At 65.3% G+C, this 26,642-nt stretch carries 18 protein-coding genes, 1 tRNA gene and 1 riboswitch; of the genes, 7 read left to right on the top strand and 12 right to left on the bottom strand.

From position 1 onward, the window contains the following. Positions 1–40 precede the first annotated feature (40 nt). A complete protein-coding gene (locus tag CUJ90_RS11640) occupies positions 41–1,498 on the bottom strand; it encodes an HDOD domain-containing protein (RefSeq protein ID WP_114162769.1) in 1,458 nt (485 codons plus the stop codon). A 91-nt stretch (positions 1,499–1,589) separates the two neighbouring features. After that, complete coding sequence (locus tag CUJ90_RS11635; protein WP_114162768.1) at positions 1,590–3,404, bottom strand: putative bifunctional diguanylate cyclase/phosphodiesterase; 1,815 nt, start codon at positions 3,402–3,404, stop codon at positions 1,590–1,592. 298 nt (positions 3,405–3,702) lie between these two features. Here CUJ90_RS11635 and CUJ90_RS11630 point away from each other — a divergent pair, with 298 nt between their 5' ends. Further along, on the top strand, positions 3,703–5,070 hold the full coding sequence (locus CUJ90_RS11630; protein WP_114162767.1) for an EAL and HDOD domain-containing protein: 1,368 nt from the start codon (positions 3,703–3,705) through the stop codon (positions 5,068–5,070). A gap of 143 nt (positions 5,071–5,213) precedes the next feature. Further along, the gene (locus CUJ90_RS11625; protein ID WP_114162766.1) at positions 5,214–5,774 is read left to right on the top strand and encodes a peroxiredoxin; all 561 of its coding nucleotides are present in this window, start codon (positions 5,214–5,216) and stop codon (positions 5,772–5,774) included. A gap of 25 nt (positions 5,775–5,799) precedes the next feature. On the opposite strand, the gene CUJ90_RS11620 is transcribed toward CUJ90_RS11625, so the two are convergent. The 4 genes from CUJ90_RS11620 to CUJ90_RS11605 form a co-directional block, all read right to left on the bottom strand. Continuing rightward, positions 5,800–9,126, bottom strand: coding sequence for an efflux RND transporter permease subunit (locus CUJ90_RS11620; protein ID WP_114162765.1), 3,327 nt, complete (start codon positions 9,124–9,126; stop codon positions 5,800–5,802). A 3-nt stretch (positions 9,127–9,129) separates the two neighbouring features. Next, the gene (locus CUJ90_RS11615; RefSeq protein WP_114162764.1) at positions 9,130–12,252 is read right to left on the bottom strand and encodes an MdtB/MuxB family multidrug efflux RND transporter permease subunit; all 3,123 of its coding nucleotides are present in this window, start codon (positions 12,250–12,252) and stop codon (positions 9,130–9,132) included. A gap of 23 nt (positions 12,253–12,275) precedes the next feature. After that, complete coding sequence (locus CUJ90_RS11610) at positions 12,276–13,667, bottom strand: MdtA/MuxA family multidrug efflux RND transporter periplasmic adaptor subunit (protein ID WP_114162763.1); 1,392 nt, start codon at positions 13,665–13,667, stop codon at positions 12,276–12,278. Positions 13,668–14,045: 378 nt separating this feature from the next. Next, complete coding sequence (locus tag CUJ90_RS11605) at positions 14,046–14,882, bottom strand: IclR family transcriptional regulator (RefSeq protein WP_114162762.1); 837 nt, start codon at positions 14,880–14,882, stop codon at positions 14,046–14,048. Positions 14,883–15,396: 514 nt separating this feature from the next. On the opposite strand from CUJ90_RS11605, the gene tssJ reads away from it, so the two are divergent. Further along, entirely contained in the window at positions 15,397–15,831 is a 435-nt protein-coding gene (gene tssJ, locus CUJ90_RS11600; RefSeq protein ID WP_244220022.1) for a type VI secretion system lipoprotein TssJ, read from the top strand. Positions 15,832–15,847: 16 nt separating this feature from the next. Here the strand turns inward: tssJ and CUJ90_RS11595 are convergent, their stop codons facing one another. The 4 genes from CUJ90_RS11595 to CUJ90_RS11580 all read right to left on the bottom strand — a co-directional run bounded on the left by CUJ90_RS11595 (position 15,848) and on the right by CUJ90_RS11580 (position 18,913). Then, complete coding sequence (locus CUJ90_RS11595; protein WP_083084345.1) at positions 15,848–16,165, bottom strand: hypothetical protein; 318 nt, start codon at positions 16,163–16,165, stop codon at positions 15,848–15,850. Positions 16,166–16,378: 213 nt separating this feature from the next. Continuing rightward, positions 16,379–16,454 (bottom strand) — tRNA-Lys (locus CUJ90_RS11590). A 165-nt stretch (positions 16,455–16,619) separates the two neighbouring features. After that, positions 16,620–17,162 (bottom strand): DUF488 domain-containing protein, encoded by a 543-nt coding sequence (locus CUJ90_RS11585; protein ID WP_114162760.1) that lies wholly within the window; start codon positions 17,160–17,162, stop codon positions 16,620–16,622. A 176-nt stretch (positions 17,163–17,338) separates the two neighbouring features. Beyond that, on the bottom strand, positions 17,339–18,913 hold the full coding sequence (locus CUJ90_RS11580; protein WP_114162759.1) for a sensor domain-containing diguanylate cyclase: 1,575 nt from the start codon (positions 18,911–18,913) through the stop codon (positions 17,339–17,341). Between the two features lie 292 nt (positions 18,914–19,205). Here CUJ90_RS11580 and CUJ90_RS11575 point away from each other — a divergent pair, with 292 nt between their 5' ends. The 3 genes from CUJ90_RS11575 to CUJ90_RS11565 are packed head-to-tail and all read left to right on the top strand — an operon-like array spanning position 19,206 to position 24,026. Then, a complete protein-coding gene (locus CUJ90_RS11575; protein WP_114163532.1) occupies positions 19,206–20,636 on the top strand; it encodes a homospermidine synthase in 1,431 nt (476 codons plus the stop codon). A gap of 38 nt (positions 20,637–20,674) precedes the next feature. Then, positions 20,675–21,985 carry an NAD(P)/FAD-dependent oxidoreductase gene (locus CUJ90_RS11570; RefSeq protein WP_083083989.1) on the top strand — a complete coding sequence of 437 codons (1,311 nt, stop codon included), beginning with the start codon at positions 20,675–20,677 and terminating at the stop codon, positions 21,983–21,985. 31 nt (positions 21,986–22,016) lie between these two features. Further along, positions 22,017–24,026 carry a protein-L-isoaspartate(D-aspartate) O-methyltransferase gene (locus CUJ90_RS11565; protein WP_114162758.1) on the top strand — a complete coding sequence of 670 codons (2,010 nt, stop codon included), beginning with the start codon at positions 22,017–22,019 and terminating at the stop codon, positions 24,024–24,026. A 20-nt stretch (positions 24,027–24,046) separates the two neighbouring features. Here CUJ90_RS11565 and crcB read toward each other — a convergent pair whose 3' ends face one another. After that, positions 24,047–24,427 carry a fluoride efflux transporter CrcB gene (gene crcB, locus CUJ90_RS11560; protein WP_114162757.1) on the bottom strand — a complete coding sequence of 127 codons (381 nt, stop codon included), beginning with the start codon at positions 24,425–24,427 and terminating at the stop codon, positions 24,047–24,049. Between the two features lie 78 nt (positions 24,428–24,505). After that, positions 24,506–24,567, bottom strand: a riboswitch (Fluoride riboswitch). A 168-nt stretch (positions 24,568–24,735) separates the two neighbouring features. Between crcB and CUJ90_RS11555 the strand changes: the two genes are divergently transcribed. Next, positions 24,736–25,083 (top strand): DUF190 domain-containing protein, encoded by a 348-nt coding sequence (locus tag CUJ90_RS11555; protein WP_083083987.1) that lies wholly within the window; start codon positions 24,736–24,738, stop codon positions 25,081–25,083. A gap of 83 nt (positions 25,084–25,166) precedes the next feature. Here CUJ90_RS11555 and CUJ90_RS11550 read toward each other — a convergent pair whose 3' ends face one another. Further along, a complete protein-coding gene (locus CUJ90_RS11550) occupies positions 25,167–26,369 on the bottom strand; it encodes an ammonium transporter (RefSeq protein ID WP_114162756.1) in 1,203 nt (400 codons plus the stop codon). Between the last annotated feature and the right edge of the window lie 273 nt (positions 26,370–26,642).

Below are 26,642 nucleotides of genomic sequence, written 5' to 3'. Positions count from 1 at the left end.
TAACAAGTGAAGCGCCGCGATCAACGATCACGCCACGCCTTCACATCGTCTCCATTTCCCGCATCTGCCCCAGACCAAAAAAACGGCCCAACTCCTTGGCCAGTTCGTTCAACACGCTCATTTCCTTCTGTGAGATTCTGCGTGGCTCCTGAGTATGCGACCAGTCGCCGTACAGCAGCGCCACCGTCTGCCCGGTTTCGTCGACCACCGGCAACAGAACGAAGGCGCGGGCGTCGTCGAACGAGCGGCGGAACCACTCGGGCAGCCGCGCGACCATCTTCGGATCTCGCGCGTTCTCGATGAAAATGCCGACCGAGTTCGCAATCGCGAGATGAAACACGTCGGGCTCGAAGGCGGTGTTGAACGTCAGCCGGGGCAGCGCCGCGTCGATCTTCGGACCGAGACCCAAACGCGCCTTGAAGGTGCCGTTGCTGTGCTTGACGAACATCACGGTGCGCGCAAAACCCAGTCCGGCAAGCACGGTTTCCGAGGCCATCGCGAGCGCCGGCGCGAGCGGGCTGCCGGTGGGCAGACCGCGCAGATCCTCCACGCCCGCCGCGATGCGCGCTTCGGGATTGAGCGCCTCGCGCGCGATCGCGTCCGCGTTGGCGCGCAATTCGACGATCTCGCGCATCACGCCGTCGCCGCCTTCCTCGCGGGCCAGCGCCACGCTCATCTCGAGCAGCACTTCGGGATCGGTGTTCAGCACGCGGCTATATTCCTGCGCCAGTTCGCCGATGCGCGCCTCGCGCTCCTCCTCCGGCATGCCCGACTGGGTGAGCACGTCGGCGACGGCCGTGGAGTAATTGGTGATCGCGCGCAGCCATTGCACCTGGCGCGGCTGCTCGGTGTCCTGCGGGTCGAACTCGCCCATGCCGGAGCGGATCATGTCGGGCAGCCGCCAGCGCACCGCGGCTTCGGCGCCGATCTCGTCGAACGTGACGCCGAGCACCAGCACGCAGGCGTCGGTCTCGAGCGCGCCGTCGTCGATATGCCGGCGGATCTGGTCCCACTCGGCGTCGAGATAGAACACCACCAGCAGCTTGCCGATCTGCCGCATCAGCGTGCAGACCACGGCTTCCTCGCCGGCGCGCAGATCGCCGCGCTCGGTCAGCTTGCGCGCGACGCAGCCCGAGAGCAGGGTGCGGTTCAATTCGAGTTTCGCGTCGATGCGGCGCGGCGCGCTGTGATGAAAGTGATCGACGATCTTCAGGCCGACGACGAGGTGGCCGACCGCGTCCATGCCGAGCACCATCAGCGCGCGCGAAACCGTGGTGATGTTGCCGCCGAACGCCATGTACATCGCCGAATTGGCGAGCCGCAATACTTTCTGGGTCAGCGCGAAGTCCGATAACACCACCTGGACGAGGCCGGTGAAGTCGAGGTCGTCATTGTTCATCGCCGCCATGGTGCTGCGCAGCGACTGCGACAGCATCGGAAAATCGCCGCGCTCGCTCATTCGCGTCCAGAGCCGGTCGAGCACTGCCGCCTTTACCATGTGAATCCCGCAGAAGCCATACCTGTTCCAATGAATGCCACGCCGGCCATGAGCCGGCTTGTTTCGCCGCGTGAGCGCTGGGACCGCATCGCTAGACGGTGTGCAGGTGAAGCGAGCGCGCCTCGAAACGCTGCGCGAGTTCCTCGGAAGGCAGCGCCTGGCAGACGAGCCATCCCTGTATGTGGTCACATCCCATTTCGGTGAGCAGCGCGCGCTGCGCTTCCGTTTCGACGCCCTCGGCCACCAGTTCGAGATCGAGTGTTTGCGCGAGGCCGACGACGGCGCTAACGATGGCCTGATCGTTTCGCGAGGTTAGCAGATTCTCGACGAAACTCCGGTCGATCTTGAGCTTGGCGAGGGGGAATCGTTGCAGGTAAGCCAGGCTCGAATAGCCGGTGCCGAAATCGTCGACGGCAAAGCGGATGCCCATCGCGGTCAGATCCTCGAGCAGCACCTTGGCGTGCGCGGGGTCGTGCATCAGCAGGCTTTCCGTAATCTCGAACACGAGGCGGCGCGGATCGATGCCGGTCAGCTCGATCGCCTCGTGCACGGCGTCCTTGAAACGCGGGTCGCGGAACTGCTGCGGCGACACGTTCACCGCCACGTATTGCAGCGAGATGCCCTGCGCGTCCCATTGGATCAACTGCATGCAGGCGACCTTCAACACCCAGTTGCCGAGGAAGTTGATCAGGCCGATCGACTCCGCGAGCGGAATGAACATCGACGGCGGCACGAGGCCATGCACCGGATGCGACCAGCGCATCAGCGCTTCCACGCCGACCACGCCGTGCGTGCGGCTGCTCGTGATCGGCTGGAAGTGCAGCGAGAACTCGCCGTTGCGCACGCCGTCGTAGAGATCGGCCTCGAGCTTCAGGCGCTCGGCGTCGGCGGGGTTGTCGTCCGGCACGTAGAAGGCGAGCGTGTTGCCGCCGGCCGCCTTGGCTTGCAGCAACGCATGGTCGGCCCAGCGCAGCAGATGGGTGTCGTGGCCGGCGGTGTCGTTGGCATGGCGCACGTCGGGATAGAGCGCGATGCCGATGCTCGCCGACAGATGCACCTGCTGGCCGTTGAACGCATACGGCTGCTGGATCGCGGTCAACAGGCGCCGCGCCAGCGCTTCCGCGGCGGCGGCCGCGTCGGTGCGGCTGGCGGCGGGCTTGACGAGGATCGCGAACTCGTCGCTCGCCACGCGCGCGACGGTCTCGCTCGGGCTCGTCATGTTCAACAGACGCCGCGCGGTGTCGCGCAGCATCTCGTCGCCGGCGTCGTAGCCGAGCGCGCGGTTCACGCGCTGATAGTCGTCGATGTCGAGCAGCAGCAGCGCGGCCGGCGTGCCGTGCGCGTCGGCTTGCTGTTGCGCGTCGAGCACGGCGGGGATCAGCGCCGGCTGATTCGCCAGATTGGTGAGGCGGTCCAGATGCAGCGCCTGGGTCAGGCGTTCCTCGCTGGCGCGCCACGCGGAAACGTCGAAGCCGGCGATCGCGTAGCCGTCGATGCCGTCGTGATTGCTGCGCACCACGCGCAGTTCCACCGTGATCGGATAGGTCAACGACTTGATGAGACCGAGCGTGGCCTTCTCGACGTTGCCCGACGCGGCGGCGCGCGCGAGCAGGGCGTCGAGGCGCGCCACGTCGGCGGGCGCGACGAGTTCGTGCAGCGTGACGGTCTCGAGATACTCGCGGTGGTAGCCGATGAAGCGCAGGCTGGCGTCGGACACGTAGATGAAGCGCAGTTCGCGGTCGACATGCGCGAGCAGATCGACCGCGCCGACCACCTGTTCCAGTTGCGCGGCGCGGCTATTGGCCATCCGCGGCTTGACGTCCGCGCGCCGGCCGAACGCCCGAAGCCGGTCCACGACCGTGCGCAAGGAGCCCCGGCGGGGCGCGGTGATCCTGTTCGCTTCCATGTTTGTCGCTGGCAACCTGTGTTCGTCTGCAGGCGGAGCGGCTCGCGGTCCGCCGTGCTCGGGCGGGTCGAGAGGTATCAGGCCGCCCCATCAGAACAAGATAACGACCCGCGCCGGCAAATCTTTAGCGATTGATGCAAGAAACATGCTGTAAGGGAGTCGTCACGCGCTGGCCGTGCTTCCGGACCTGTTCGGTTAAAGCGCGACGGCCCGGTGTCCGTTAATACGGCAAACCTGTTATGCAGTGCCGGTTGTGACGCCGCTGCATGGCCTTTCCGAACCCTTGCGCCGATGATCCATGTCTGAACGTCACATTGTCAGGGCTATTTCCCGGCGTAGCGGGCTACTCGATCCGTCTGCCGCGGGCGCCGATGCCGGGGCCGATGTTAGGGCCGATGGTAGAGCCGATGTTGCGGGCCAGTTCGTCTACCTGGGCCGCCAGCCGATTCTCGATCGCGACGGCGCGTTGCATGGCTACGAATTGCTGTTTCGAGCGGGCGCGCATAACTATGCCGAAGTCGGCAACGACGCCCAGGCCACCGCGCACGTGGTGGCGCGCACCATCGGCGGGATCGGTGTGCCGGCCGTGCTCGGGCGGCATCGCGGCTTCGTCAACATCGACCGCGCGCTGCTCTTTAACGACATCGTCCATCTGATGCCGCCCGAGCGCTTCGTGCTCGAAATCCTCGAAACCGTGAAGTTCGATCCGCAACTGGCGCGGCGGCTGACCGAATTGCGACGCGCCGGTTTCGAAGTGGCGCTCGACGACGTCAGCGAACTGTCGGACGAACTGTTCGCGGCGTTGCCGTATGCGGACATCGTCAAGATCGATTTTCTGCTGACCGCGCGTGACGCGCTGCCCGGGTTGGCGGCGGCCGTGCGCGCTCACGGCAAGACGCTGATCGCCGAGAAGATCGAGACGCGCGAGGACTTCATGCTTGCTCGCGAACTCGGCTTCGATCTGTCCCAGGGGTACTTCTTCGCGCGGCCGCAGGTGTTGACCGCGCCGCGCAACCGCTCGCTGCGGCCGGGCCTGCTGCGTCTGTTGGGACTGCTTTCGCGCGATGCCGGCATCGTCGAGCTGGAGGCCGAACTCAAGCTGAACCCCGGCGTGGTGGTGCAACTGCTGCGCCTCGTCAATTCGAGTGCGTTCGGCCTCGGGCGCAATATTGCGTCGTTGCGCGAGGCGATCATCGCCGCGGGCACGCGGCAGATCGCGCGCTGGGCGCAACTGCTGCTCTACGCGGACAGCGGCGATCTGCCGTGGCGCGCCGATCCGCTGGTGCACCTGGCCGGCACGCGCTCGCGCTTCATGGAACTGGCCGCAAGCCGGCTGCGCCCGGCCGACGACGAATTCGCCGATGCGGCTTTCATGACCGGCATTTTTTCGCTGGTGCATGTGGTGGTCGGCAGCACGCCGGCTGCGGTGCTGGAGAAACTCGGCCTCGCGCCGCGGATTCGCGAGGCGATCGTCTCGCGCGGCGGCATGCTCGGCGCGTTGCTGCGTGTCGCGGAAGCGGCCGGCGAGGGCGCCGATGCGGCGTCGATCGCGGCAGGCCCCGATGCGCCGCCCGGCTTCGCCGCGCTCACGCCCGACGTGCTGGCCGAGCTGAATCTGTGCGCGGCGCTGTGGTTTGGCGCGCATGTCGAGGAGGCGGCCGCCTAAGGTTGCGGGCGGCGGCTCGCGTTCCCATCTTCAGGGCGGATTCCGACGCCGCTTGTTCATACGTGGTCCAATGGCATGGGAGGTCGCCACGACCTTCGAGTCATTGGACGAACCGCGTGCATTCACGCCAGGAGGAACTGCGGATGAACAGAAAATTGGTATCGGCGGCGCTGGCCGCCGCGATGTCGGTGGGAATCGCCATGCATTCGCTGACGGCCTCGGCGACGCTCAAGCCGGGCGACGCCGCGCCGCCGTTTACCGCGCAGGCATCGCTTGGCGGCAAGACCTACACCTATTCGCTCGCCGACGAGTTGAAGAAAGGGCCGGTGGTGCTGTACTTCTATCCGGCGGCTTTCACCAAGGGCTGCACGATCGAGGCGCACCAGTTTGCCGAAGCCGTCGACGAGTACAAGAAATATGGCGCGACGGTGATCGGCGTGTCGCACGACAACATCGATACGTTGACGAAGTTTTCGGTCAGCGAATGCCGCAGCAAATTTCCGGTGGCGGCGGACGCCGATTCGAAGGTTATCGGCGCATACGACGCCGGCATGCCGATGCATGCGTCGATGGCTAACCGCGTGTCGTACGTGATCGCGCCGGACGGCAAGATCATTTACGAGTACACGAGCCTCTCGCCGGAGAAGCACGTCGAGAACACGTTGAAAGCGGTGAAGGAGTGGGCGGCGGGGCATAGGCCGTAGGGGTTTCGCGCCGCGACTGAATTGGTCAGGTCGCCGCCGTTCCCCCCCGCCGCGCCTTCCTCGCCTCCCACCTCACCCGAACCCGATCCATGTAGAGATAAACCACCGGCGTGGTATAGAGCGTGAGCATTTGACTGACGATCAGGCCGCCCACGATCGCAATGCCGAGCGGCGCCCGCAGTTCCGCCCCTTCGCCGCGCCCGAACGCCAGCGGCAATGCACCGAGGAGCGCGGCGAAGGTGGTCATCATGATCGGCCGGAAGCGCAGCAAACAAGCCTGAAAAATCGCATCGCGCGAGGACAGCCCTTGCCGCGATGCTTCGATCGCGAAGTCCACCATCATGATCGCGTTCTTCTTCACGATGCCGATTAGCAGGATCACCCCAATGAGCGCGATGATGCTGAACTCGGTCTTGAACAGCAGCAAGGCGAGCAACGCGCCCACGCCCGCCGAGGGCAACGTCGACAGAATCGTCAGCGGATGAATATAGCTTTCATACAGCATCCCCAGCACGATATACACCGCCGCCAGCGCGGCCAGAATCAGGATCGGCTGATCGGACATCGACTGCTGGAACGCCTGCGCCGTGCCCTGGAAGCTGCCGTGGATCGTGGCCGGCATGCCGATCTGCGCCATCGTCTCGTAGATCGCCTGAGTCGCCGTCGATAAGGACACGCCCGGCGGCAGATTGAACGAAATCGTCGAGGCCACGAACTGGCTCTGGTGATTCACCGACAACGGCGTATTCCCCGGCCCGAAACTCGCGATCGCCGACAGCGGCACCATCGTTTCCTTCGAGGTCGACACCGCCGCGCCCGACGAAGCACTCGACTTGCCGCTCGTCGCAATCGAATTGATCGCCTGGTTGCGCGCGGAATCCGCGGCGATGGTGGCCGCGCTCGATGCGGTGGTGCCCGCCGTGCCGCCCGCCGACGCGCTGGTGCTCGTGCTCGTACTCGACGAAGTGGTGGTCTGCGTGGTGACCGTGCCCGCCGGCGCGTTCGTGGTCTGCGCGCCGCTCGCGCTGCCGCCCGACGTGCTAATGTAGATCTGCTTCAGCATGTCCGGGCTCTGCCAGTACTTCGGCGCGACTTCCATCACGACGTGGTACTGGTTCAGCGGGTTGTAGATCGTCGACACCTGGCGCTGGCCGAACGCGTCGTACAAGGTGTTGTCGATCTGCGCCGGCTTGATGCCGAGCCGCGCCGCGCTGGCGCGGTCGATCGTCACCATCGCCTCCAGGCCGCCTTGCTGCTGGTCGGAATTCACGTCGGCCAGTTCGCGGCGCGCCTGCAGCGCCTCGGTGAGCTTCGGCCCCCACAGGTACAGGTCGGGCGTGGAATCGGCCAGCAGCGTGAACTGGTACTGCGCGTTCGATTGTCGCCCGCCCACGCGAATGTCCTGCACCGCCTGCAGGAAGGTGCGCGCGCCGGCCACGTCGCCGAGCGGCGCGCGCAGTTGCTGGATCACCTGGTCGGCGGAAATCTTGCGTTCGCTCTTCGGTTTGAGCGAGACGTACATGAAGCCGGCGTTGGTCTGCCGGCCGCCCGTGAAACCGACCACGCTGTCCACCGCCGGGTTGTTGCCGACGATCTCCATCATCTGCGCGAACTTGCCCTTCATGGCCTGGAACGAGGTGCTCTGATCGGCCTGAATGCCGCCGATCATCCGGCCGGTGTCCTGCTGCGGAAAGAAGCCCTTCGGCACGATGATGTACAGCCAGATGTTCAGGCCGATCGTGAACAGCAGAACGGTGACGATCAAACGCGGATGCAGCAGCGCCCAGCCGAGCGTGCGCTCATAGCCGCGCAGCATCGACGCGAAGCCGCGTTCCAGCCAGCGGCCGAAGCGGCCTTCTTCCTTTTTCTCGTGCGGCTCGCGCAACAGGCGCGAGCACATCATCGGCGTGAGCGTGAGCGAGACGATCAGCGACACGCCGATCGCGAGCGACAGCGTCAGCGCGAACTCGCGAAAGAGCCGCCCGACGATGCCGCCCATCAGCAGAATGGGCAGAAACACGGCGACCAATGAAATGCTGATCGACATCACCGTGAAACCGACTTCGCGCGCGCCGAGGAACGCGGCCTTCATGCGCGGCACGCCGTTCTCGATATGGCGCGAGATGTTCTCCAGCACCACGATCGCATCGTCGACCACGAAGCCGGTGGCGATCGTCAACGCCATCAGCGAGAGGTTGTCGATCGAGAAACCGAGCAGGTACATCGCGCCGAACGTGCCGATGATCGAGATCGGCACGGCCACGCTCGGAATCAGCGTGGCGCGCCAGTTGCGCAGGAACAGGAACACCACCATCACCACCAGCGCCATCGCGATCACCAGCGTGAGTTCGGTGTCCCTCAGCGAGGCGCGGATCGTGGTGGAGCGGTCGGCGGTCGGCGTGATGTCGACATCGGCGGGCAGCGACGCGTGCAGTTGCGGCAGCATCGCCTTGACGCGGTCGATGGTCTCGATGATGTTCGCGCCCGGCTGGCGGTACAGGATCACCAGCACGGAGCGCTTGCCGTTGAAGAGGCCGAGGTTGCGCAGATCCTCGACGGAATCGACCACCTCGGCCACGTCGGAGAGCTTCACGGCCGCGCCGTTGCGATAGGCGATCACGAGGTCGCGATATTGCGACGCCTTGCTCGCCTGGTCGTTGGTGTAGATCTGCACGCGATTGGGGCCGAACTCGATCGCGCCTTTCGGGCTGTTCGCGTTGGCCGCGGCGAGCGCCGCGCGCACGTCCTCGAGACCGATGCCGTAGTGGAACAGCGCCTGCGGTTCCAGCTCGACCCGCACGGCCGGATTGGCCGAGCCGCTCACGTCCACTTCGCCGACGCCGTCCACCTGCGAGAGCGACTGCTGCAGCACCGTGGCGGCTGAGTCGTACAACTGGCCGGCGGTCAGCGTATTCGACGTGAGCGCGAGAATCATGATCGGCGCGTCGGCCGGATTGACCTTGTGATAGGTCGGGTTGCTGCGCAGGCTCGTGGGCAGGTCGGCGCGCGCGGCGTTGATCGCGGCCTGCACGTCGCGCGCGGCGCCGTCGATGTCGCGGTTCAGGCCGAACTGCATCGTGATGCGCGTCGAGCCGACCGAACTCATCGAGGTCATTTCGGTGACGTCGGCAATCGAGCCGAGATGCCGTTCGAGCGGACTCGCGACGCTGGTGGCGACGGTATTCGGACTCGCGCCCGGCAGCGAGGCCTGCACGGAAATGGTCGGAAAATCGACCTGCGGCAGCGGCGCGACCGGCAGTTGGGTGAACGCGAAAATACCGGCCAGCGCGATGCCGATCGCGAGCAGCGTGGTGGCGACCGGGCGCGAGATAAACGGACGCGACAGGTTCATCGGTCAGCTTCCCGCGTCGGTGGCGGGCGGCACCGGCTTGCCGCGATTGAAGCGCTCGCGCATGCGGCGCGCGAGCGCGTCGAAGCCGAGGTAGATCACCGGCGTGGTGAACAGCGTCAGCAACTGGCTCACGATCAGGCCGCCGGCGATCGCGATGCCGAGCGGCCGGCGCAACTCCGAACCGGCGCCCGTGCCGAGCATCAGCGGCAGCGCGCCGAGCAGCGCGGCGAGCGTGGTCATCAGAATCGGCCTGAAGCGCAGCAGGCACGCCTGGTAGATCGCCTCGCGCGGCGCCTTGCCTTCCTCGCGCTCGGCGTAGAGCGCGAAGTCGATCATCATGATCGCGTTCTTCTTCACGATGCCGATCAGCAGCACGATACCGATGATGCCGATGATGTCCAGATCGTGCCCGGTGATCAGCAGCGCGAGCAGCGCGCCGACGCCGGCCGAGGGCAGCGTCGACAGAATCGTGATCGGGTGAATGAAGCTCTCGTACAGCACGCCGAGCACGATATACATCGTGACGATCGCCGCGAGGATCAGGAACAGTTCGTTCGACAGCGACGCCTGGAACGCCAGCGCCGCGCCCTGATAGCGCGTCTGGAACGAGGCCGGCAAGCCGATGTCTTTCTGCGCCTGCTCGATCGCCTTCACGGCCGCGCCGAGCGACGAACCCGGCGCGAGATTGAACGAGACGGTGGTGGCCGGGAACTGGCTCAGGTGCGTGACCAGCAGCGGCGCGGGTTTTTCGATGAACCGCGCGATCGCCGACAGCGGCACCTGGCCGCCCGTCGCCGTGGAAGAGGGCAGATAGATCGAGTTCAGCGACTCGGTGTAGTGCTGCATCTGCGGCTGCGCTTCCAGGATCACGCGGTACTGGTTCGACTGCGTGAAGATGGTGGAGACGATGCGCTGGCCGAACGCGTCGTACAGCGCGCTATCCACGGTGGCCGGCGTGATGCCGTAGCGCGACGCGGTCGCGCGGTCGATTTCGACGTAGACCGACTGGCCGTTGTCCTGCAAGTCGGTGGCGACGTCGGCGAGTTCCGGCGACTGCCTCAACCGTTCGACGAGCTTCGGCACCCACGTCGTGAATTCGCCGATGTTCGGATCGGTCAGCATGAACTGGTACTGCGTCGGGCTGACTGTCGAGTCGATGGTCAGGTCCTGCACCGGTTGCATGTACAGCGACGCGCCCGGAATATGCGCCACGTCCCGCTGCAACTGGCGAATCACTTCGCTCGCGGTGTTGTCGCGGTCGTCGCGCGGCTTCAGGTTGATCAGCATGCGGCCGCTGTTCAGCGTGATATTGCTGCCGTCCACGCCGATGAACGAGGTGAGGCTTTGCACGTCCGGGTTCTTGAGAATCTGCGCGGCGAGTTCCTGCTGGCGCTCGGCCATCGACGCATACGACACCGACTGCGGCGCCTGCGTGATCGCCTGGATCACACCGGTGTCCTGCACCGGGAAGAAGCCCTTCGGAATGAACACGTACAGCACGCCGGTCAGCACCAGCGTGAGAATCGCGACGACCAGCGTGGAGCGCTGCCGGTTCAGCACCCATGTGAGCGCGACCGCGTAACGGTCGATCACCCAGTCGATGAAGCGGTGCGCCCGCGCTTCGAAGCGGTGGCTCTCAGGCGGCGGCGAGTGGCGCAGGAGCTTCGCGCACATCATCGGCACCAGCGTGAGCGACACGATGGCCGAGATCACGATGGTCACGGCGAGCGTGATCGCGAATTCGTGGAACAGGCGGCCGACCACGTCGCCCATGAAGAGCAGCGGAATCAGCACGGCGATGAGGGAAACCGTCAGCGAGATGATCGTGAAGCCGATCTGTTTCGAGCCCTTCAGCGCGGCCTCCAACGGCGATTCGCCTTGCTCCACGTAGCGCGCGATGTTCTCGATCATCACGATCGCGTCGTCGACCACGAAGCCCGTCGCGATGGTCAAGGCCATGAGCGACAAGTTGTCTAGCGAGAAGCCGCACAGGTACATCACGGCGAGCGTGCCGATCAGCGACAGCGGCACCGACAAGCTCGGAATGATGGTCGCATAGACGTTGGCAAGGAACAGATACATCACCAGCACCACCAGCACCACCGACATCGCCAGTTCGAACTGCACGTCGCGCACCGAGGCGCGGATGGTGGTGGTGCGGTCGGTGACGATCCGCACCTCGAGCGCGGCGGGCAGCGACTGCTGCAACTGCGGCAACAGCTTCTTGATGCTGTCCACCACCTGGATCACGTTCGCGCCCGGCTGGCGCTGCACGTTCAGGATGATCGCCGGCGTGTTGTCGACCCAGGCGCCGAGCTTGGTGTTCTCGGGGCCTTGCACGATGGTGGCGACGTCGGTCAGCATCACCGCGCGGCCGTTCTTGTACGCGATCACCGCGCTTTTGTAGGCCTCGGCGTCGGTCAACTGGTCGTTCGCGTTGATCGTGTAGTTGCGCGTGGGGCCGTCGAAATTGCCCTTCGGCGTGTTGACGTTCAGGTTCGAGATCGTGGTGCGCAGATCGTCCAGATTCAGGCCGTATGCGGCGAGCGCGCGCGGATTCGCCTGGATTCGCACGGCGGGGCGCTGGCCGCCCGACAGGCTCACGAGACCCACGCCCGCCACCTGCGAGATTTTCTGGGCGAGGCGCGTGTCGGCCAGGTCCTGCACCTGGGTCAACGGCAGCGTTTTCGACGTGATCGCGAGCGTGAGGATCGGCGCGTCGGCCGGATTGACCTTCGCGTAGATCGGCGGCGCGGGCAGGTCGGAGGGCAGCAGGTTGCCGGCTGCGTTGATGGCCGCCTGCACTTCCTGCTCGGCGATGTCGAGCGGCAGGTCGAGGCTGAACTGCAGCGTGATGATCGACGAGCCGGCCGAGCTTTGCGACGACATCTGGTTCAGCGACGGCATCTGTCCGAACTGCCGCTCGAGCGGCGCGGTGACCGACGAGGTCATCACGTCCGGGCTCGCGCCCGGATAGAACGTCTGTACCTGGATGGTCGGATAGTCGACCTCGGGCAGCGCGGAGAGCGGCAGGAAGCGCAGCGCGACGAGACCCACCAGCATGATCGCCGCCATCAGAAGCGCGGTGCCGACAGGACGCAGAATAAAGGCGCGGGATGGATTCATGCGGTAATGGCCGTGCCTTTACTTTATTGCGAGGCTTGCGCCGCGTGTTTGCCGCGATGCGCGCGTGCGCCGGATGCGCCCGACGCGAAGGCCACGCCGCTTGCGCCATGCGCGCCCGATGCGCCGCGCGGCTTTTCGGCTGGAATCGTGATCTTCGCGCCTTCCTTGAGCCGGTCGGAACCGTCGATCACCACGCGCTCGCCGACTTGCAGACCGGATTTGATGCTGGTGCGCTCGCCGTCCACCGGGCCGACCTTGACGGGCCGCACGCTCACCGTGTTGTCCGGCTTCACGACATACACGAACTGCCCCATCGAGCCGTTGAGCACGGCCGGCGTCGGCACGATCACCGCGTCCTTGATCGTGTTGACGAGCAGACGCGTATTCACGAACTGATTCGGGAACAGCAGGCTCTTCGTGTTCTGGAACACTGCGCGCAGCTTGACCGTGCCCGTGGTGGTGTCGATCTGGTTGTCCAGCGTTTCGAGCGTGCCGCCTTCGAGCGAGGTGGTGTTGCTACGGTCGTAAGCGGTGACCGAAAGCTTCGCGCCGGTTTGCGTTTGCTGGAGGATCTGCTGAAGGTTGTCTTCGGAGGTGGTGAAGATCACGCTGATCGGCTGCAACTGCGTGATCACGACGATGCCGTTGGTCAGGCTCGGCGTGACGTAATTGCCGGGATCGACCTGGCGCAGGCCGACGCGCCCCGACACCGGCGCGGTGATGCGCGCGTAGGCGAGGTCGAGCTTGTAGGTGTCGATGTTCGCCTTGTCGGACTTCACGGTGCCCTCGTATTGGCGCACGAGCGAGGCCTGCGTGTCGACCTGCTGGCTCGCGATCGAGTCTTGCGCGAGAAGCGTCTGATAGCGCTTCAGATCGAGCCGGGCGGTTTGCAGCAAGGCCTCGTCGCGCGCAAGCGTGCCTTGCGCGTTGTCGAGCGAGATCTGATAGGGGCGCGGGTCGATCTGGGCAAGTACGTCGCCCTTCTTGACCATCTGGCCTTCCTTGAAATACACGTCTTGCAGCACGCCGCTCAACTGCGGCAGCACCGTGACGCTGGCAAGCGGCGTGACCGTGCCGAGCGCCGTGAGGACCACCGGCATCTCGCCTTGCGTCACCGTTGCGACGTGCACGGGCTGCGGCATGTTGGCCATGCCGCCGGGCCCGCCGCGGCCCGCGCGGCCGCCGCTTCCACCGCTCGCGCCGCTTGCACTGGAAGCGCCGCTTGCGCCGCCGCCTGGGCCGCCCCACGGATGCCAGCGCCACAGCACGACCCCGAGAATGACGAGCGCCGCGACCAGCAGCGCGAGGTTGCGGCCGCGGTGGCGCTTTACCGCGCCGGGCGCGCCGCTCGCGGACGGTGGCGAAGCCGGGGCGGCGGGGCGTGTGGTTTCCGAATGCTTTTGTTGTTCGTCCATCGGTTCGTCAGGTGGCTGGCTTTTGATGTGAGCCGCTCGCATACGAGCCGCCGGGACAGTTCGGCGGCCCGGCTCGCGCGGCGTAACAGGCGGTTTCGACAGTGCGGGCGCTGCGCGTGTTCAGCGCGATGCTACCCGAGGCGCGGGACAGAGATGCTAACCCAACGTGGCATCACGACGGATCGCCGGTGCGCTATCAAACAATGCCGATGCAATGTCGACGCAGTGGCAACGAGCCAGGGCGAGCGTCCGCGACGGGAATGCATGATCCTACGTCGCGGGCTCTGTAACAGTCCACCCGTGTATTTTTCTTTTGGTTACGAGGGTTACAGGACGTCTGGTTGCCGATGGCCGCCGACCGGCGAGCCCTCGGGCGTCTCAGTTGTCGAGTCGGCGCCCCGGCGTGCCGCCGATTTCCAGAACGATCCGGGAGACGCATTCGAGCAGGGCCGGCGCCGCGCGCGATATCAACCAATCGCGCGGGCACTGGTCGGCGGAGCCGCCGCAGTTGACCGCATAGCGTTCGCCCGACGGTCCAATGAAGCCCAGGGCGATCGCGTTCAGGCCGTCGTGCCACTCGCCGGTGGCGATTGCGAAACCTTGCTCGATGGTTTCTTGCAATGCGCTTTCGAGCCGGCTGCCGACGTGACCCCAGTCGTCGCCTTCCGCGGCTTGCAGGCCGATCAGCAGCTTTTCGCGCTCAGGCTCCGCGAGCGCCGCCAGATAGGCGCGGCCGATGGCGGTGCGGCTCAGGTTCATGCGCGAGCCGATCTCGAGGCGCGACACCAGCACCGCCGAGCGCGGCCGGATCGCGTCGATCACCACCATGTCCAGACGGTCGCGCACGGCCAGATGCACCGAGAGCGCGGTCCGTTCGGCGAGTTCGATCAGGAACGGCCGCGCGCGCGCCCGAATGTCGAAGTTGCGCAGAAAGCCGTTGCTCAACTCCAGCACCGACGACGTCAGCACGAAGCGCTCGCTGTCGGGCAAGCGGAACAGAAAGCCCGCGCTGACCAGCGTGGCGGTGATGCGCGAGACGGTGGGCTTGGGAATTCCGGTGATCTCAGTCAGTTCGCGATTGCTGAGCGGGGCGTCGGCGGCGGCGACGGAGCGCAGCACGGTGAGGCCGCGTGCCAGCGCGGTGACTTCCTCGCCGGGACCGTCTTTTTCTTTGGCCTGGTCGGCGGCGATTCGGGAGGACGTGGATCGGTTCATGGTTTTTTTGGAACTATATTTCAGTTTCTTTACGCGCCGGCTCGCCGGCGGCTCACCCGCCAAGGCCTTGGAACAGCCCCATGTTGGGGCATTGCGTTCTTATTTCTCCGAACGTTTATTGTATCGGAACATTTTGCCGGAACGGATCGCGTGTGTTTAGATTTTGCTTGACTTAGTCAGCATAACCATAAAAAATGGAACCTCATTTCGAAAGACGGGTTCGGGTCCTTGCGTTTGAAATCTCCCGATACCTACCGTGGTCCGCGTAGTGTCTGGTCGAGTGCCTTTCCACAGTCCACGGTAACAGTCCGCGCTTAGGCGCTTGAGCTAAGTGCTCGAGTCCACGTGTTGCGCGCCGTTCAGGGCGCAGCCTCGCCGGCCGAACTTTCGAATGCCGTCTCTCAGGTTCTAGCACGGCCCTCGGAATGGCTAGAACTTTTTAAGGCGTCACGGAAACGTGACGCCTTTTTTTTGGCGTGATTCATCCACGCGAATATTTAGCGTCGCTTGGTGGATTTTCGCGGTCGATAGGTGCCGCGCGTTCTCGGTTTTTCCGGTCAGCCTCGGCGCCGCTCTGAATCCCGACGACGCGAACCGGCCGTATTCGGTCGCGGTCAGGGTGTACCAGCTCAAGGACCGCAAGCGCTTCGATGCCGCGTCATACGACGATCTGCTGAAGAACGACAAGACCGTGCTCGCCGAAGACCTGCAAGCGAGCATCGCGACGGTGGTCAACCCCGGCGCGGCCGCAAGCGTGTCGCAGCCGATGCGGCGCGACACGCAGTACGTGGCGGTGGTGGCGTTTTATCGGAAGCCGGACGCGAATGGAACGTGGCGGCGCGTCGTGCAGAGAAAACACCTTTCCGCGGACGCGCCGCTGAAGTTCGATCTGGTCGAGAACGAACTCCTCGCTTCCGCCGGCGTACCGGCCGAGCGGCCGGCGCGGTGAATGCCGTGTTCCGGCGTTATTGGCCGGCGGCCGGCGACTTGGTGCTCGGGGTCGCCAGCGTGTTGTTGCTCTTGGGCGCGCTGGTGCCGGACTTCGAGCTGTTCGTGCTACTCGGCAAACCCGAGTTCGGCGACCCGGCGACGTTCCCGCTGTCCGAACCGGTGGCGCCTGGCGTGCCGTAGCCGCTCGTTGCACCGTTCACCTGGTTCGCCGGGCCAGCCGTGCTGCCTGACGTACCGTCGCCGCTCGAGCCTCCGCCCGCCTGTGCATAAGCGCCGCCCGACAGCGCGAGTGCCGTGACGGTCGCGATCAATATGCTGGTTGCCTTGTTCATCATCCGTTCCTCCTTGATTGAACTGGAATGTCGACGCAGACGATCGTCGTCTGCTTGACCATGAGGTTCAGCAATCAGCGTGCCGCGCGCTTAATGCGCACAAGCGTGAATTCCGCAAGATTCGGCAAGATTCAGCCACACCGTAAAGCTACCCACGGTGAAGTAAGTGGCTTTCCAGTGTTGAGCAAAGTATTGTTTTTCGTTCTCTTTCTTTGGTAGGCCGTGGCGGATTCGAACCGCCGACAAACGGATTAAAAGTCCGCTGCTCTACCAGCTGAGCTAACGGCCCGGAGAGCCGGCAATCGACAGCCGCGATCACGCGCCGCGATGCCGAGATGCCGCGACGCGCTCGGCGCGTGACACGAGTCGTCTGCCCGAGCGAATTCCAGGTTAGAACCTCTGCCGAAAATTTCAAGCCGGCGCGGCGCATGACCCCACACACGTCCCCGGATCGCTAATCCGGCGCCTGCGGATAATGCAGTATCAACCCCGGCTGCGGCGACGCCCCCGGCGTCATCGTCGCGGGGCTCGTATGCCGCGCGTCCATGATGTGCTCGACCGTCTCGCCGTGCAGCAACAGGTAATCGGTGATGATGCGACGATGGCACCGCCACCAGACCGCTTCCGAACACATGATCGCCGTGCGTCGCCGATGCCCCAGTTCGAGCAATTCCGCGAGACCCGCCTGGAACGCCTCGCTCATCGCGTAGTCCGCGTAGTTGCGAAAGGCCGGATGCGTCCAGTAAGCGTTCGGCGACGCGCCCGCCGCTTTGGTGCGGCCGCGCCGGCCGCCGAGCCGGACGAGGTGCACGTAGTCGATGCCGGCATGCGCGAGCGCCTGCGGCAAGCTCTCCTGGTTGAACTGCGGATTCGTGCGGGAACGCGGAATGCTCCGCACGTCGGCCAAGGTCTGAATCCGCGACGCTTCCAGCAGGGCGATGAATTCTGGCAGCGGCCGCGTCGAATGACCGATGGTGAAGAACGGTAGCTGTTCCATTCGCCTCGCTCCTCCTAGCCAGCCGCGTCAGTGCGGCTTGTCATGCAGCTTATGCGTTGGCGGCAATCTCCGGGCCCGCTCCATGAGCCAACGATTTTCACGCGACATGCGACACGCGAACGCCGCGCGGAAAATCCGCGCGGTCCGCTCGCCGCCAGAATCGCGGCGTGACGTCGCTACTCCTGCATCCGCAACGGCGCGCCGGGAGCGCTCTCGTCGAGCGCTTCCACGCTGCTCGCCGCGGCGAAGCGGAAGGTGCCTTTCCCCGCGGCCTTGGCTTCATACAAGCCCGTATCGGCGCGCTCGAGCAGCGATTCGAGCGTCTCGCCGTCGACGGTGAGTGCGATGCCGACGCTGGCGCCGATGGTCACCGTTCCGCCGGACGATAGCGGGTACGGTCTCGACAATTGCTCGATGAGTCGCCGCGCAAGCGCGGCGCACGCGGCGGGCGTCGTACGTTCGATGACGATCGCAAATTCATCGCCGCCGAGCCGCGCCACCGTCTCGCCGTGCCGCAAGCCTTTTTCGAGCCGATGCGCCACGGCCTTCAGCACTTCGTCGCCGGCATGGTGGCCGAGGTTGTCGTTGATGCACTTGAAGCCGTCCAGATCCAGATACATCACCGCCGACGCACGATGGGCGCCGCTCGTCTGCCGCAGCAACATCTGCTCCAGTTGCTCACGCAGGCGGCGGCGGTTGGACAAGCCGGTGAGCGGGTCGTGACTGGCCCAATGCAGGATCTCCGCCTCGGCTCGCCGCCGCTCCGTGACGTCTTCGATAATGATGACGGCGCTGCCGTCCGGCACCACGTTGCGGGACATCTCGAGCTTCCGTCCATTGCCGAGGTCGAGTTCGAGCGGGCCGCGCCCTTCCGACAGCCACGCCCGCGATTCGTCCACCCATTGTCGTGCGCGCGGCTCGCCCAGTTTTTTTACGCCGACGTGCCAGAGGAAATCGGGAAACGGCACATTGAGCAGCAGCGCGTCCGCCTTCGCGCCGAACAGTTCGGCTGTGCGGCCGTTGGCGATGATGACCTTGCCCGCTTCGTCGATGGTGCACAGGCCGTGCGGCATGTGCGTGAGCGCGGCATCGAAGCGGGCGGCGAGTTGCGCGTGATTTTCCTCGGCGGTCATCAATGCGCTGAGCGAAAAATAGTGACGCCGGACAATCGACGCCATCGCGGTGCTGAAGATGAAAAGCGGCGGTACGAGAATCCAGTAATCGCGCGATGGCGCGAGCAATGCGCCAATGCCGATCGGCAATGCGCCGAGACAGATCTGCGAAATCGCAAGGCGCGGTATGGCCGCGTTTTTCGATGCGATGCCGCCGAGAATGCCGGCCGTCACCATGATGGCGAGCGAGGCGAGCGCCGCGTCTCCCGACATCACGCAAAGCATCGTGCCGCCGCCGAGGAACGCGGAAGCCAGCAGCGAAAGCGGCACGTAGAACGTCAGCGGCCGGCGCAGATGCGCGAGCGCGGAAGCTCGCTGCGAGACGAGCGCCTGAGCGATGGTCAGCCGGGCGGCGAGAACGCACGCGTCGCAGATAAGCCAGGCCAACGTCCACGCCTCATGCAAGCGCGCGAACGCGACCAGCGCGACGAAGGCGGTGGCGAAGCCGGACATGAGAAGCGAGCGCCGATCCGCGAAGATGGACGAGAGCAGCGAGATGCGCACGCCCGTCGTCACGGGGCAATCGGCCGCCGTCGGAGTCGCGAGAACGGATTTGAGAAAGGGTGTATCGGCTGGCATGCTGGGGCCGTGCTATGGAGTCTCCGGGCCTATTCCAATGGACGGCTACTGTCTGCATTAACGGCGTGCCCAGTACGTTTCTTGAGTAGTGGAAACACCGCCTTTGCCGCCTGTGTCGCCATCGAATGGTTCGGCATGCAAGCCATGTAAATGTTGCCGACGCGGCTATCGATCCGAGCGCGCGCGGGTCGCCAGGAGAGGTTCGCGACGGCGTGGGATAGCGACACTGTCCGCGTGGCGGCACGCGCATTGCTGTAACCGGGGTGTCATGCTCAACGGTTTGCCACGCGCCATGAACAACGCCTCTTCTTTCGACACGAAACATGCGCGACTCGACGGCCGGATGCTGATCGTGGGCTTCGGATGTATCGCGAGTTCGTCGCTGCCGCTGCTGCTGCGGCACATCGACATGGACCCCGGCGCGGTGACCGTGCTCTGCCTGCCCACCGACGACATCGCCATCGCGCAGGAGTACGGCGTGGCGATCGTGCAGGAGGCGCTGACCGAGGAAAACTACCGGACCGTGCTTCAACCGCTCGTCGGCGAAGGCGACTTTCTGCTGAATCTCTCCGTGAACGTGTCCAGCGAAGCGCTCGTGCGGTATTGCTGGGAATGCGGCGCGCTGTACCTGGATACCTCGATCGAACCGTGGAGCGGAGGCGGCGCGAGCCAGAAGGGGCCGCCGTCGCGCCGCAGTAACTATGCGTTGCGAGAAGCCGTGCTCGCATTCCGCCTCGACAAGCGCGACGGACCCACGGCCATTTTGACGCAAGGCGCCAACCCCGGACTGATCTCGTCGCTCGTCAAGCAGGCGCTGGTCAACATGGCGGCGGACAGCAATATGCCGGTGGGACGGCTCGCGAGTTTCGAGGACTGGGCAACGCTCGCGCAGCGGCTCGACATCCGGGCGATCCACATCGCCGAACACGACACGCAGATCGCGGCGGCGAGGAAAGCGCCGAATGAGTTCGTCAACACGTGGTCCGTGCAGGCCTTCATCGAAGAAGGCTTGCAGCCGGCCGAACTCGGCTGGGGAACGCACGAACGGCATTGGCCCGCCGACGCTCGCCGGCACGGCTTCGGCTCGGACGCGGCAATCTATCTGACGCGCCCGGGCCTCGCCACCCGGGTACGTAGCTGGACGCCGTTGGGCGGACCGTATCACGGCTTTCTGATCACGCACGGCGAGTCCATCTCGATCGCGGACCATCTCACGCTCAGGGAAAACGGCGAGGTCGTCTATCGGCCGACCGTCCATTACGCGTATCGACCTTGCGACGACGCGGTGCTTTCAATCGACGAACTCGCCGGCCGCGGATGGGTGCCGCAGGAACGCGAGCGGATCTTGCGCGAGGAGATCACCGAGGGCATCGACGAACTCGGCGTTCTGCTGATGGGCAACGAGCGCGGCGCTTACTGGTTCGGCTCGCAGCTCGGCACCGAGGAAACACGCCGCATCGCGCCGCATAACACGGCGACGAGTCTTCAGGTGGTGGCCGGCATTCTCGGCGGCATCGTGTGGGCGCTGTCCAACCCTCGAGCGGGGGTGATCGAGCCCGACGACATCGACTACGAAACCGTCATGCGCGTCGCGCGCCCGTATCTTGGCGAGGTCGTCGGCGTCTACGACAAATGGACGCCGCTCACGCAGCATTCGCGGCTCTACGAAGAGCCACGGGACGATAGCGACCCGTGGCAGTTCCTCAACATACGGGTTGCCTGACGGGTTGCCTGACTGCGAGCGCGCGAGGAGGCGCCTTGATGGCCGGATTACTGCAAAAAGAGCTGGGCGTTCTGGAGAAGTCGTACTACGAGGCGAGCGTGGTTCGCGCGCCGCTCTGCGCGCCGCTCCAGGAATCGATGGCGGTGGATGTGTGTGTGATCGGCGCGGGCTATGCGGGCCTCTCCTGTGCGCTGGAACTCGCCAGAATGGGTTACACGGTTGCGCTGCTCGAAGCCCATCGCATCGGCTGGGGCGCATCGGGAAGAAACGGCGGCCAGGCGCTCGTGGGCTTCGGCGCGGAAGGCGAGCATGCGATCGAAACGCAGTGTCCGCGCGAAGTGGCGCGGGCCGCGTGGGACGCGTCGATCGACGGCATGCGCCTGCTCAGGCAGCGCATCGGCGACTACGGCATCGATTGCGACTACATCTCGGGCTACCTGACGCTCGCGTTGCGCAAGCGCAAGTCGGAGGCGCTGCGTCGTTGGGTGGAGCACATGGCGCGTGTCTACGATTACCCGTTGCAATGGCTCGATCGCGCGCAGATCGCCGGACATCTGAATAGCGATCGCTTTGTTTCGGGCGCCTACGATGCCGGCTCGGGCCATTTGCATCCGTTGAAGTACTGCCTCGGACTGGCCGCCGCCGCACGCCGCGCCGGCGTGCGGCTATTCGAAAACACCGCCGCATTCCGGCTGGAGCGAGGGCGGGAGCCGGTCGTCAAGACCGCCGAGGGAGAGGTGCGCTGCCGTTACGTGGTGCTCGCCGGCAATGTCTATCTGGGCGAGTTCGGCGACGAACTGGCGCCCGAACTGAGAGGCCGCATCATGCCGGTCGGCACCTATATGGTCGCCACCGAACCGATGGGACAGGCCCGTGCCGATGCGTTGATGCCGGGCCGGGCGGCGGCGTCGGACAATAACCTCGTCCTGGATTACTTCAGGCTCAGCGCCGACCATCGGTTGCTGTTCGGCGCGGGCGAAACGTATAGCGCCAAGGCGCCGCGCAATCTCGTCGAGCGCATGCGCGTGCGCATGACCGACGTGTTCCCGCAAACAGGGGATCTCGGCGTGGAATTCGCGTGGGGCGGGTTCGTCGACATCACCATGAACCGCGCGCCCGACCTCGGGCGGCTCGGCAACAACATCTACTACGTGCAAGGCTTCTCGGGTCATGGCCTGGTGTTCGCGGGCATGGCCGGCAAACTGATGGCCGACAGCATCGCGGGAGAAACCTCGCGGTTCGAGGTGTTCAACCGCATCCGCCATCGTCGTTTTCCGGGCGGCGCGATGCTGCGCGCACCCGGCCTTGTCCTCGGCATGTGGTACTACAAGCTTCGCGACCTGTTATGAAATGCGGGAGGCGTAGCGTCAAGGAGCAGCCATGACCAACTTGCCCGAGGCACGCGAGTTGATGGTCGAGCGCCAGATCGCCGGGCGCTCCATCGGCGACCCGAACGTGCTGGCCGCGATGCGGCGCGTGCCGCGAGAAGAGTTCGTGCCCGCGCATCTGCGCGAATTCGCTTACGACGACACACCGTTGCCGATCGCCGAGCAGCAGACCATCTCGCAGCCCTACATCGTCGCGCGCATGATCGAGGCGGCGCGGTTGCGCCCCGGTGACCGGGTCCTGGAGATCGGCACCGGATCGGGTTACGCCGCCGCCATCGCCGCCGCCATCGCCGCGCATGTCGACACGGTGGAGCGCCACGCGGCGCTTGCGCAGTCCGCGCGCGAAACGCTCGCGCGCCTGGGCATCGACAACGTCACGGTGCATACCGGAGACGGCACGCACGGTTTGCCGGAAGGCGCGCCGTATGACGCGATCTTCGCGTCCGCCGGCGGTCCGCACGTGCCGCGGGCGTGGCGCGAGCAACTCGCGCTCGGCGGCCGGCTCATCATGCCCGTGGGTCACGAGCGATACCATCAGCGGCTCGTGAAAGTCGTGCGCCGCACCGAACACGACTACGACGAACGGACGCTCGGCGCGGTGATGTTCGTGCCGCTCATCGGCGATGACGGCTGGCCGGCCGAAGACGTGATGCTCGATCCGCCGGCCGTCGCCGACAGTCCGACGCAACACGCTCGTGCGCCGGATGATCTGGCCGCGGCGATCCGCGCCGCCGCCGAGCCGTTCACGGACTTCGAGTCCGCGATACTGGAGTATTTCACCGACCGCTTCGCCGCGCGGCGCGTGGTCCTGCTCGGGGAGGCGAGCCACGGCACTGCCGAGTTCTATCGCTTGCGCGCGGCCATCACCCGGCGGCTGATCGAGGAGCATGGCTTCTCGATCGTCGCGCTGGAAGCCGATTGGCCCGACGCGGCGGCGCTCGACCGGCACGTGCGGAATCGGCCGCCCGCCAGCGGTCGCGAAGCGCCGTTCCGGCGTTTTCCGACGTGGATGTGGCGCAATACCGACGTGAAGGCGTTCACCGACTGGCTGCGCGGCCATAACGCCACTCTTCCGCACGAGCGTCAGGCGCGTCTTTATGGGCTCGATATCTATAGCCTCTCCGAGTCGATCGACGCGGTGCTGCGCTACCTCGACTCCGTCGATCCCGCCGCGGCCCGTATTGCCCGCGAACGCTATGGTTGCTTCGGTCCGTGGCAGAAGGACCCGGCCGTGTACGGACGCGCGGCGCTCGAGGGCGGCTATGCGCAATGCGAGCAACACGTCGTCGCTCAATTGCAGGACCTGCTGAGAAACCGGCTCGACTACGCGGAGCATGACGGCGAGACTTTCTTCGACGCGTCGCAGAACGCACGCCTCGTCGCGTCGGCCGAGCGCTACTACCGCGCCATGTATTACGGCGGTGCGCACAGTTGGAACCTGCGCGACACGCATATGTTCGAGACGCTGCGCCATACGCTCGACGCGCGCGGCCCGCACGCGCGCGCGGTGGTGTGGGCGCACAACTCGCATATCGGCGACGCCAGCGCGACCGAGATGGGGCGCATCTCGCGAGAGATCAACGTCGGGCAGTTATGCCGCGAGTACTTCGGCGACGAGGCGGCGCTGATCGGCTTCGGCACGCACGCGGGCACCGTCGCCGCCGCAAGCGACTGGGATGGTCCGATGGAGGTGAAGGAAGTGCGTCCGGCGCTGGATGACAGCTATGAATACTGGATGCACCGCGCGGGGCAGCCGCGCTTTCTTCTGGATCTGCGCCCCGGTGTGCATGACGCGTTGCGGACGCGCTTGAGCGAACCGCTGCTGGAACGTTTCATCGGCGTGATCTATCGGCCGGACACCGAGCGTTATAGCCACTATGCGCAAGCGTCGCTCGCCGATCAGTTCGACGCTTATGTCTGGGTCGATCACACGAGCGCCGTTGAACCGCTTCCGACGCCGATGCGCGAAGGCACGCCCGATACGTTCCCATTCGGCGTGTGACGGGGCACGCCGCGGCGTCCTCAGCGCGACAGCAACGAGACCGTGGCGATACCAAGCACGGTCATGACGAGCGACGCGCCCACGTGAATCACGATCTCGCCCGCGGCCCAGCCGAGCCGGCCGTCCTGCAGGCGCTGCACGACTTCGGCTGAAAAAGTGGAGAAGGTCGAGAGTCCGCCCATCATCCCGGTGATGACGAAGAGCCGCCATTCCGGCGCGACGTGCGGCGCCCGCGCGAAGCCCGCGACCGCCACGCCGATGATGTAGCCGGCGATCACATTGGCGGCGAACGTGCCGAGCGGCAAGCTGACGAACAAGCCGTTCAGGCGGATGCCGAGAAACCAGCGGAACAGCGAGCCGAGCGCGCCGCCGACGGCGACCGCGAGAATGGACCAATACATGGGAAGAGGCCTGGCAAAACCGGAAGGTCGACAAACCGGGCTGAGCGGGAGACGCGCTGCCGCGTCCGCGGTCACCCGGGCGAAGCAGGCATCATCAGCCACCACGGCGGTTAAGGGAGAATGCCATTTCCAGCGCGCAAGTCTAACACCGGCTAGCGCATGTGGGGACAGGTCGGGGCGGCGGCGTGGGGTAGTCGCGCGGGTCGTTGGATAGGCGTTGCGGGCATCACGTGGGCGTGACCTAGAATGAAGTCAGCGCCTGCCGACGTCGAGTGCGGGTCCGCCAGGCTTCAACAAGGAAGGCCGACATGAAGAAAGGCTACCAGCTGACGTTTTATAGCGAGCAGAACCGGCGTCATGATCATCAGCCGGTCGTGGAATGGCTGTTGTCGGTCGCCAAACAGGCCGGCATTCGCGGCGCGACCGTCGTGGCGGCCGCCGAAGGCATTGGTCACGCCGGCGCGCGTCACGCGGCGCGTTTCTTCGAATTGGCGGATCAGCCGGTGCAGGTGATTTTCGCCGTCACCGAAGGGGAAGCCGAAACGCTGCTCGCCGCCGTGCGGCAAGGCAGCGTGCCGGTGTTTTATACGCGTTGTCCGATCGAATTCGGCATCGTCGGCGGCAACGCGGACGCGGTGGATTCATCGTCCCGCTAGGAGCGGCTCGCGCGGCAAGCGCCGGCGCATCCTCGGGCCCTGCTCGCCACTGAACCGTCGAAGGCTGCCGCGCGGCGAATGCGTCAGCCGACGCTTTCGCGCTCCGGCGTCGCCGAAATTCTGTGGATCGACAGGTCCGCGCCGTTGTATTCGTCCTCCTGGTCGAGCCGCAGGCCCACCGTCAGGCGAATCGCGCCGTACACGAGCGTGCCGCCGAGCGCCGCCACCGCGATGCCGCCCAACGTCCCCACCAGTTGCGCCCCGAACGACACCCCGCCGATGCCGCCCAGCGCAGGCAAGCCGAAGATGCCCGCCGCAATGCCGCCCCACGCGCCGCACAAGCCGTGCAACGGCCAGACGCCGAGCACGTCGTCGATGCGCCAGCGGTTCTGCACACAGGTGAACATAAAGACGAACAGCAGGCCCGCGATGCCGCCCGTCAGCAGCGCGCCGAGCGGATGCATCAGATCCGAGCCGGCGCACACGGCGACCAGCCCGGCGAGCGGGCCGTTGTACGTGAAACCGGGATCGTTGCGGCCCGCGAGCCAGGCCGTCAGCGTGCCGCCGACCATCGCCATCAGCGAATTGACGGCGACGAGGCCGCTGATTTTGTCGATGGTTTGCGCGCTCATCACGTTGAAGCCGAACCAGCCGACCGCCAGCACCCAGGCGCCCAGCGCGAGAAACGGAATATTCGACGGCGGATGCGCGGCAATGCCGCCGTCGCGATGGTAGCGGCCATGACGCGCGCCCAGCAGCAGCACGGCCGGCAGCGCGACCCAGCCGCCGAACGCATGGACGACCACGGAGCCGGCGAAGTCGTGGAACGGCACGCCGAACACGCCGGTCAGCCAGTTCTGAATGCCGAAGCGGTTGTTCCAGACGATCCCTTCGAAGAGCGGGTAGATGAAGCCGACCAGCACGAAGGTGGCGAAGAGTTGCGGATTGAATTTGGAACGCTCCGCGATGCCGCCCGACACGATCGCCGGAATCGCCGCGGCAAAGGTCAGCAGGAAGAAGAAGCGCACCAGCTCGTAGCCGTTATGCGCGGCCAGCGTTTGAGCGTTGCCGAAGAACTGCGTGCCGTATGCGATCGTGTAGCCGATGAAGAAATACGCGATTGTCGAGACGGAGAAATCCACCAGAATCTTGACCAGCGCGTTGACCTGATTTTTCTTGCGCACGGTACCGAGTTCCAGAAACGCGAACCCGGCATGCATGGCCAGCACCATTGCCGCACCCAATAAGAGAAAGAGGGTGTCGGTGCCGGTTTTAAGACTTTCCATCGATGTTTCCTGCGTATGCCAAAAAAGCGGGCAACGAACGCAAGAAATGGGCCAATGTTGTGCGTGAAGCGTCTATTCGGTGCGGTTCGCACCGAGATTGGTGGCTAGCGCTTGCGCGACTTCGGCGAGCTCGGAACGAACGGCCTTGATTTGTGCGACTTTAAGCACAATACAGGTGCATTTAGGTTCTATTTTGGGCGTCATGTTCCGAGATTGTGCGTCATCCGATATTTTCGAGTGCTCGCCTGCCGAATACCCGCCGCCCGATGCGCA

The sequence above is a fragment of the Paraburkholderia terricola genome (genome assembly GCF_003330825.1).
Lineage (GTDB): Bacteria > Pseudomonadota > Gammaproteobacteria > Burkholderiales > Burkholderiaceae > Paraburkholderia > Paraburkholderia terricola.
Note: the sequence above shows the minus strand (reverse complement) of the source record. Positions and strands in the feature narration are given on the sequence as shown.

What these genes read in the sequence shown, in the direction of transcription:
- CUJ90_RS11635 (WP_114162768.1), bottom strand. Translation starts at nt 3,404, where the DNA reads ATGGAAGCGAACAGGATCACCGCGCCCCGCCGGGGCTCCTTGCGCACG.
- CUJ90_RS11570 (WP_083083989.1), top strand. Translation starts at nt 20,675, where the DNA reads ATGGCCGGATTACTGCAAAAAGAGCTGGGCGTTCTGGAGAAGTCGTAC.
- CUJ90_RS11595 (WP_083084345.1), bottom strand. Translation starts at nt 16,165, where the DNA reads ATGAACAAGGCAACCAGCATATTGATCGCGACCGTCACGGCACTCGCG.
- CUJ90_RS11575 (WP_114163532.1), top strand. Translation starts at nt 19,206, where the DNA reads ATGAACAACGCCTCTTCTTTCGACACGAAACATGCGCGACTCGACGGC.
- CUJ90_RS11625 (WP_114162766.1), top strand. Translation starts at nt 5,214, where the DNA reads ATGAACAGAAAATTGGTATCGGCGGCGCTGGCCGCCGCGATGTCGGTG.
- CUJ90_RS11565 (WP_114162758.1), top strand. Translation starts at nt 22,017, where the DNA reads ATGACCAACTTGCCCGAGGCACGCGAGTTGATGGTCGAGCGCCAGATC.
- CUJ90_RS11585 (WP_114162760.1), bottom strand. Translation starts at nt 17,162, where the DNA reads ATGGAACAGCTACCGTTCTTCACCATCGGTCATTCGACGCGGCCGCTG.
- crcB (WP_114162757.1), bottom strand. Translation starts at nt 24,427, where the DNA reads ATGTATTGGTCCATTCTCGCGGTCGCCGTCGGCGGCGCGCTCGGCTCG.
- CUJ90_RS11610 (WP_114162763.1), bottom strand. Translation starts at nt 13,667, where the DNA reads ATGGACGAACAACAAAAGCATTCGGAAACCACACGCCCCGCCGCCCCG.
- CUJ90_RS11620 (WP_114162765.1), bottom strand. Translation starts at nt 9,126, where the DNA reads ATGAACCTGTCGCGTCCGTTTATCTCGCGCCCGGTCGCCACCACGCTG.
- CUJ90_RS11640 (WP_114162769.1), bottom strand. Translation starts at nt 1,498, where the DNA reads ATGGTAAAGGCGGCAGTGCTCGACCGGCTCTGGACGCGAATGAGCGAG.
- CUJ90_RS11615 (WP_114162764.1), bottom strand. Translation starts at nt 12,252, where the DNA reads ATGAATCCATCCCGCGCCTTTATTCTGCGTCCTGTCGGCACCGCGCTT.
- CUJ90_RS11605 (WP_114162762.1), bottom strand. Translation starts at nt 14,882, where the DNA reads ATGAACCGATCCACGTCCTCCCGAATCGCCGCCGACCAGGCCAAAGAA.
- CUJ90_RS11580 (WP_114162759.1), bottom strand. Translation starts at nt 18,913, where the DNA reads ATGCCAGCCGATACACCCTTTCTCAAATCCGTTCTCGCGACTCCGACG.
- CUJ90_RS11555 (WP_083083987.1), top strand. Translation starts at nt 24,736, where the DNA reads ATGAAGAAAGGCTACCAGCTGACGTTTTATAGCGAGCAGAACCGGCGT.
- CUJ90_RS11630 (WP_114162767.1), top strand. Translation starts at nt 3,703, where the DNA reads ATGTCTGAACGTCACATTGTCAGGGCTATTTCCCGGCGTAGCGGGCTA.
- CUJ90_RS11550 (WP_114162756.1), bottom strand. Translation starts at nt 26,369, where the DNA reads ATGGAAAGTCTTAAAACCGGCACCGACACCCTCTTTCTCTTATTGGGT.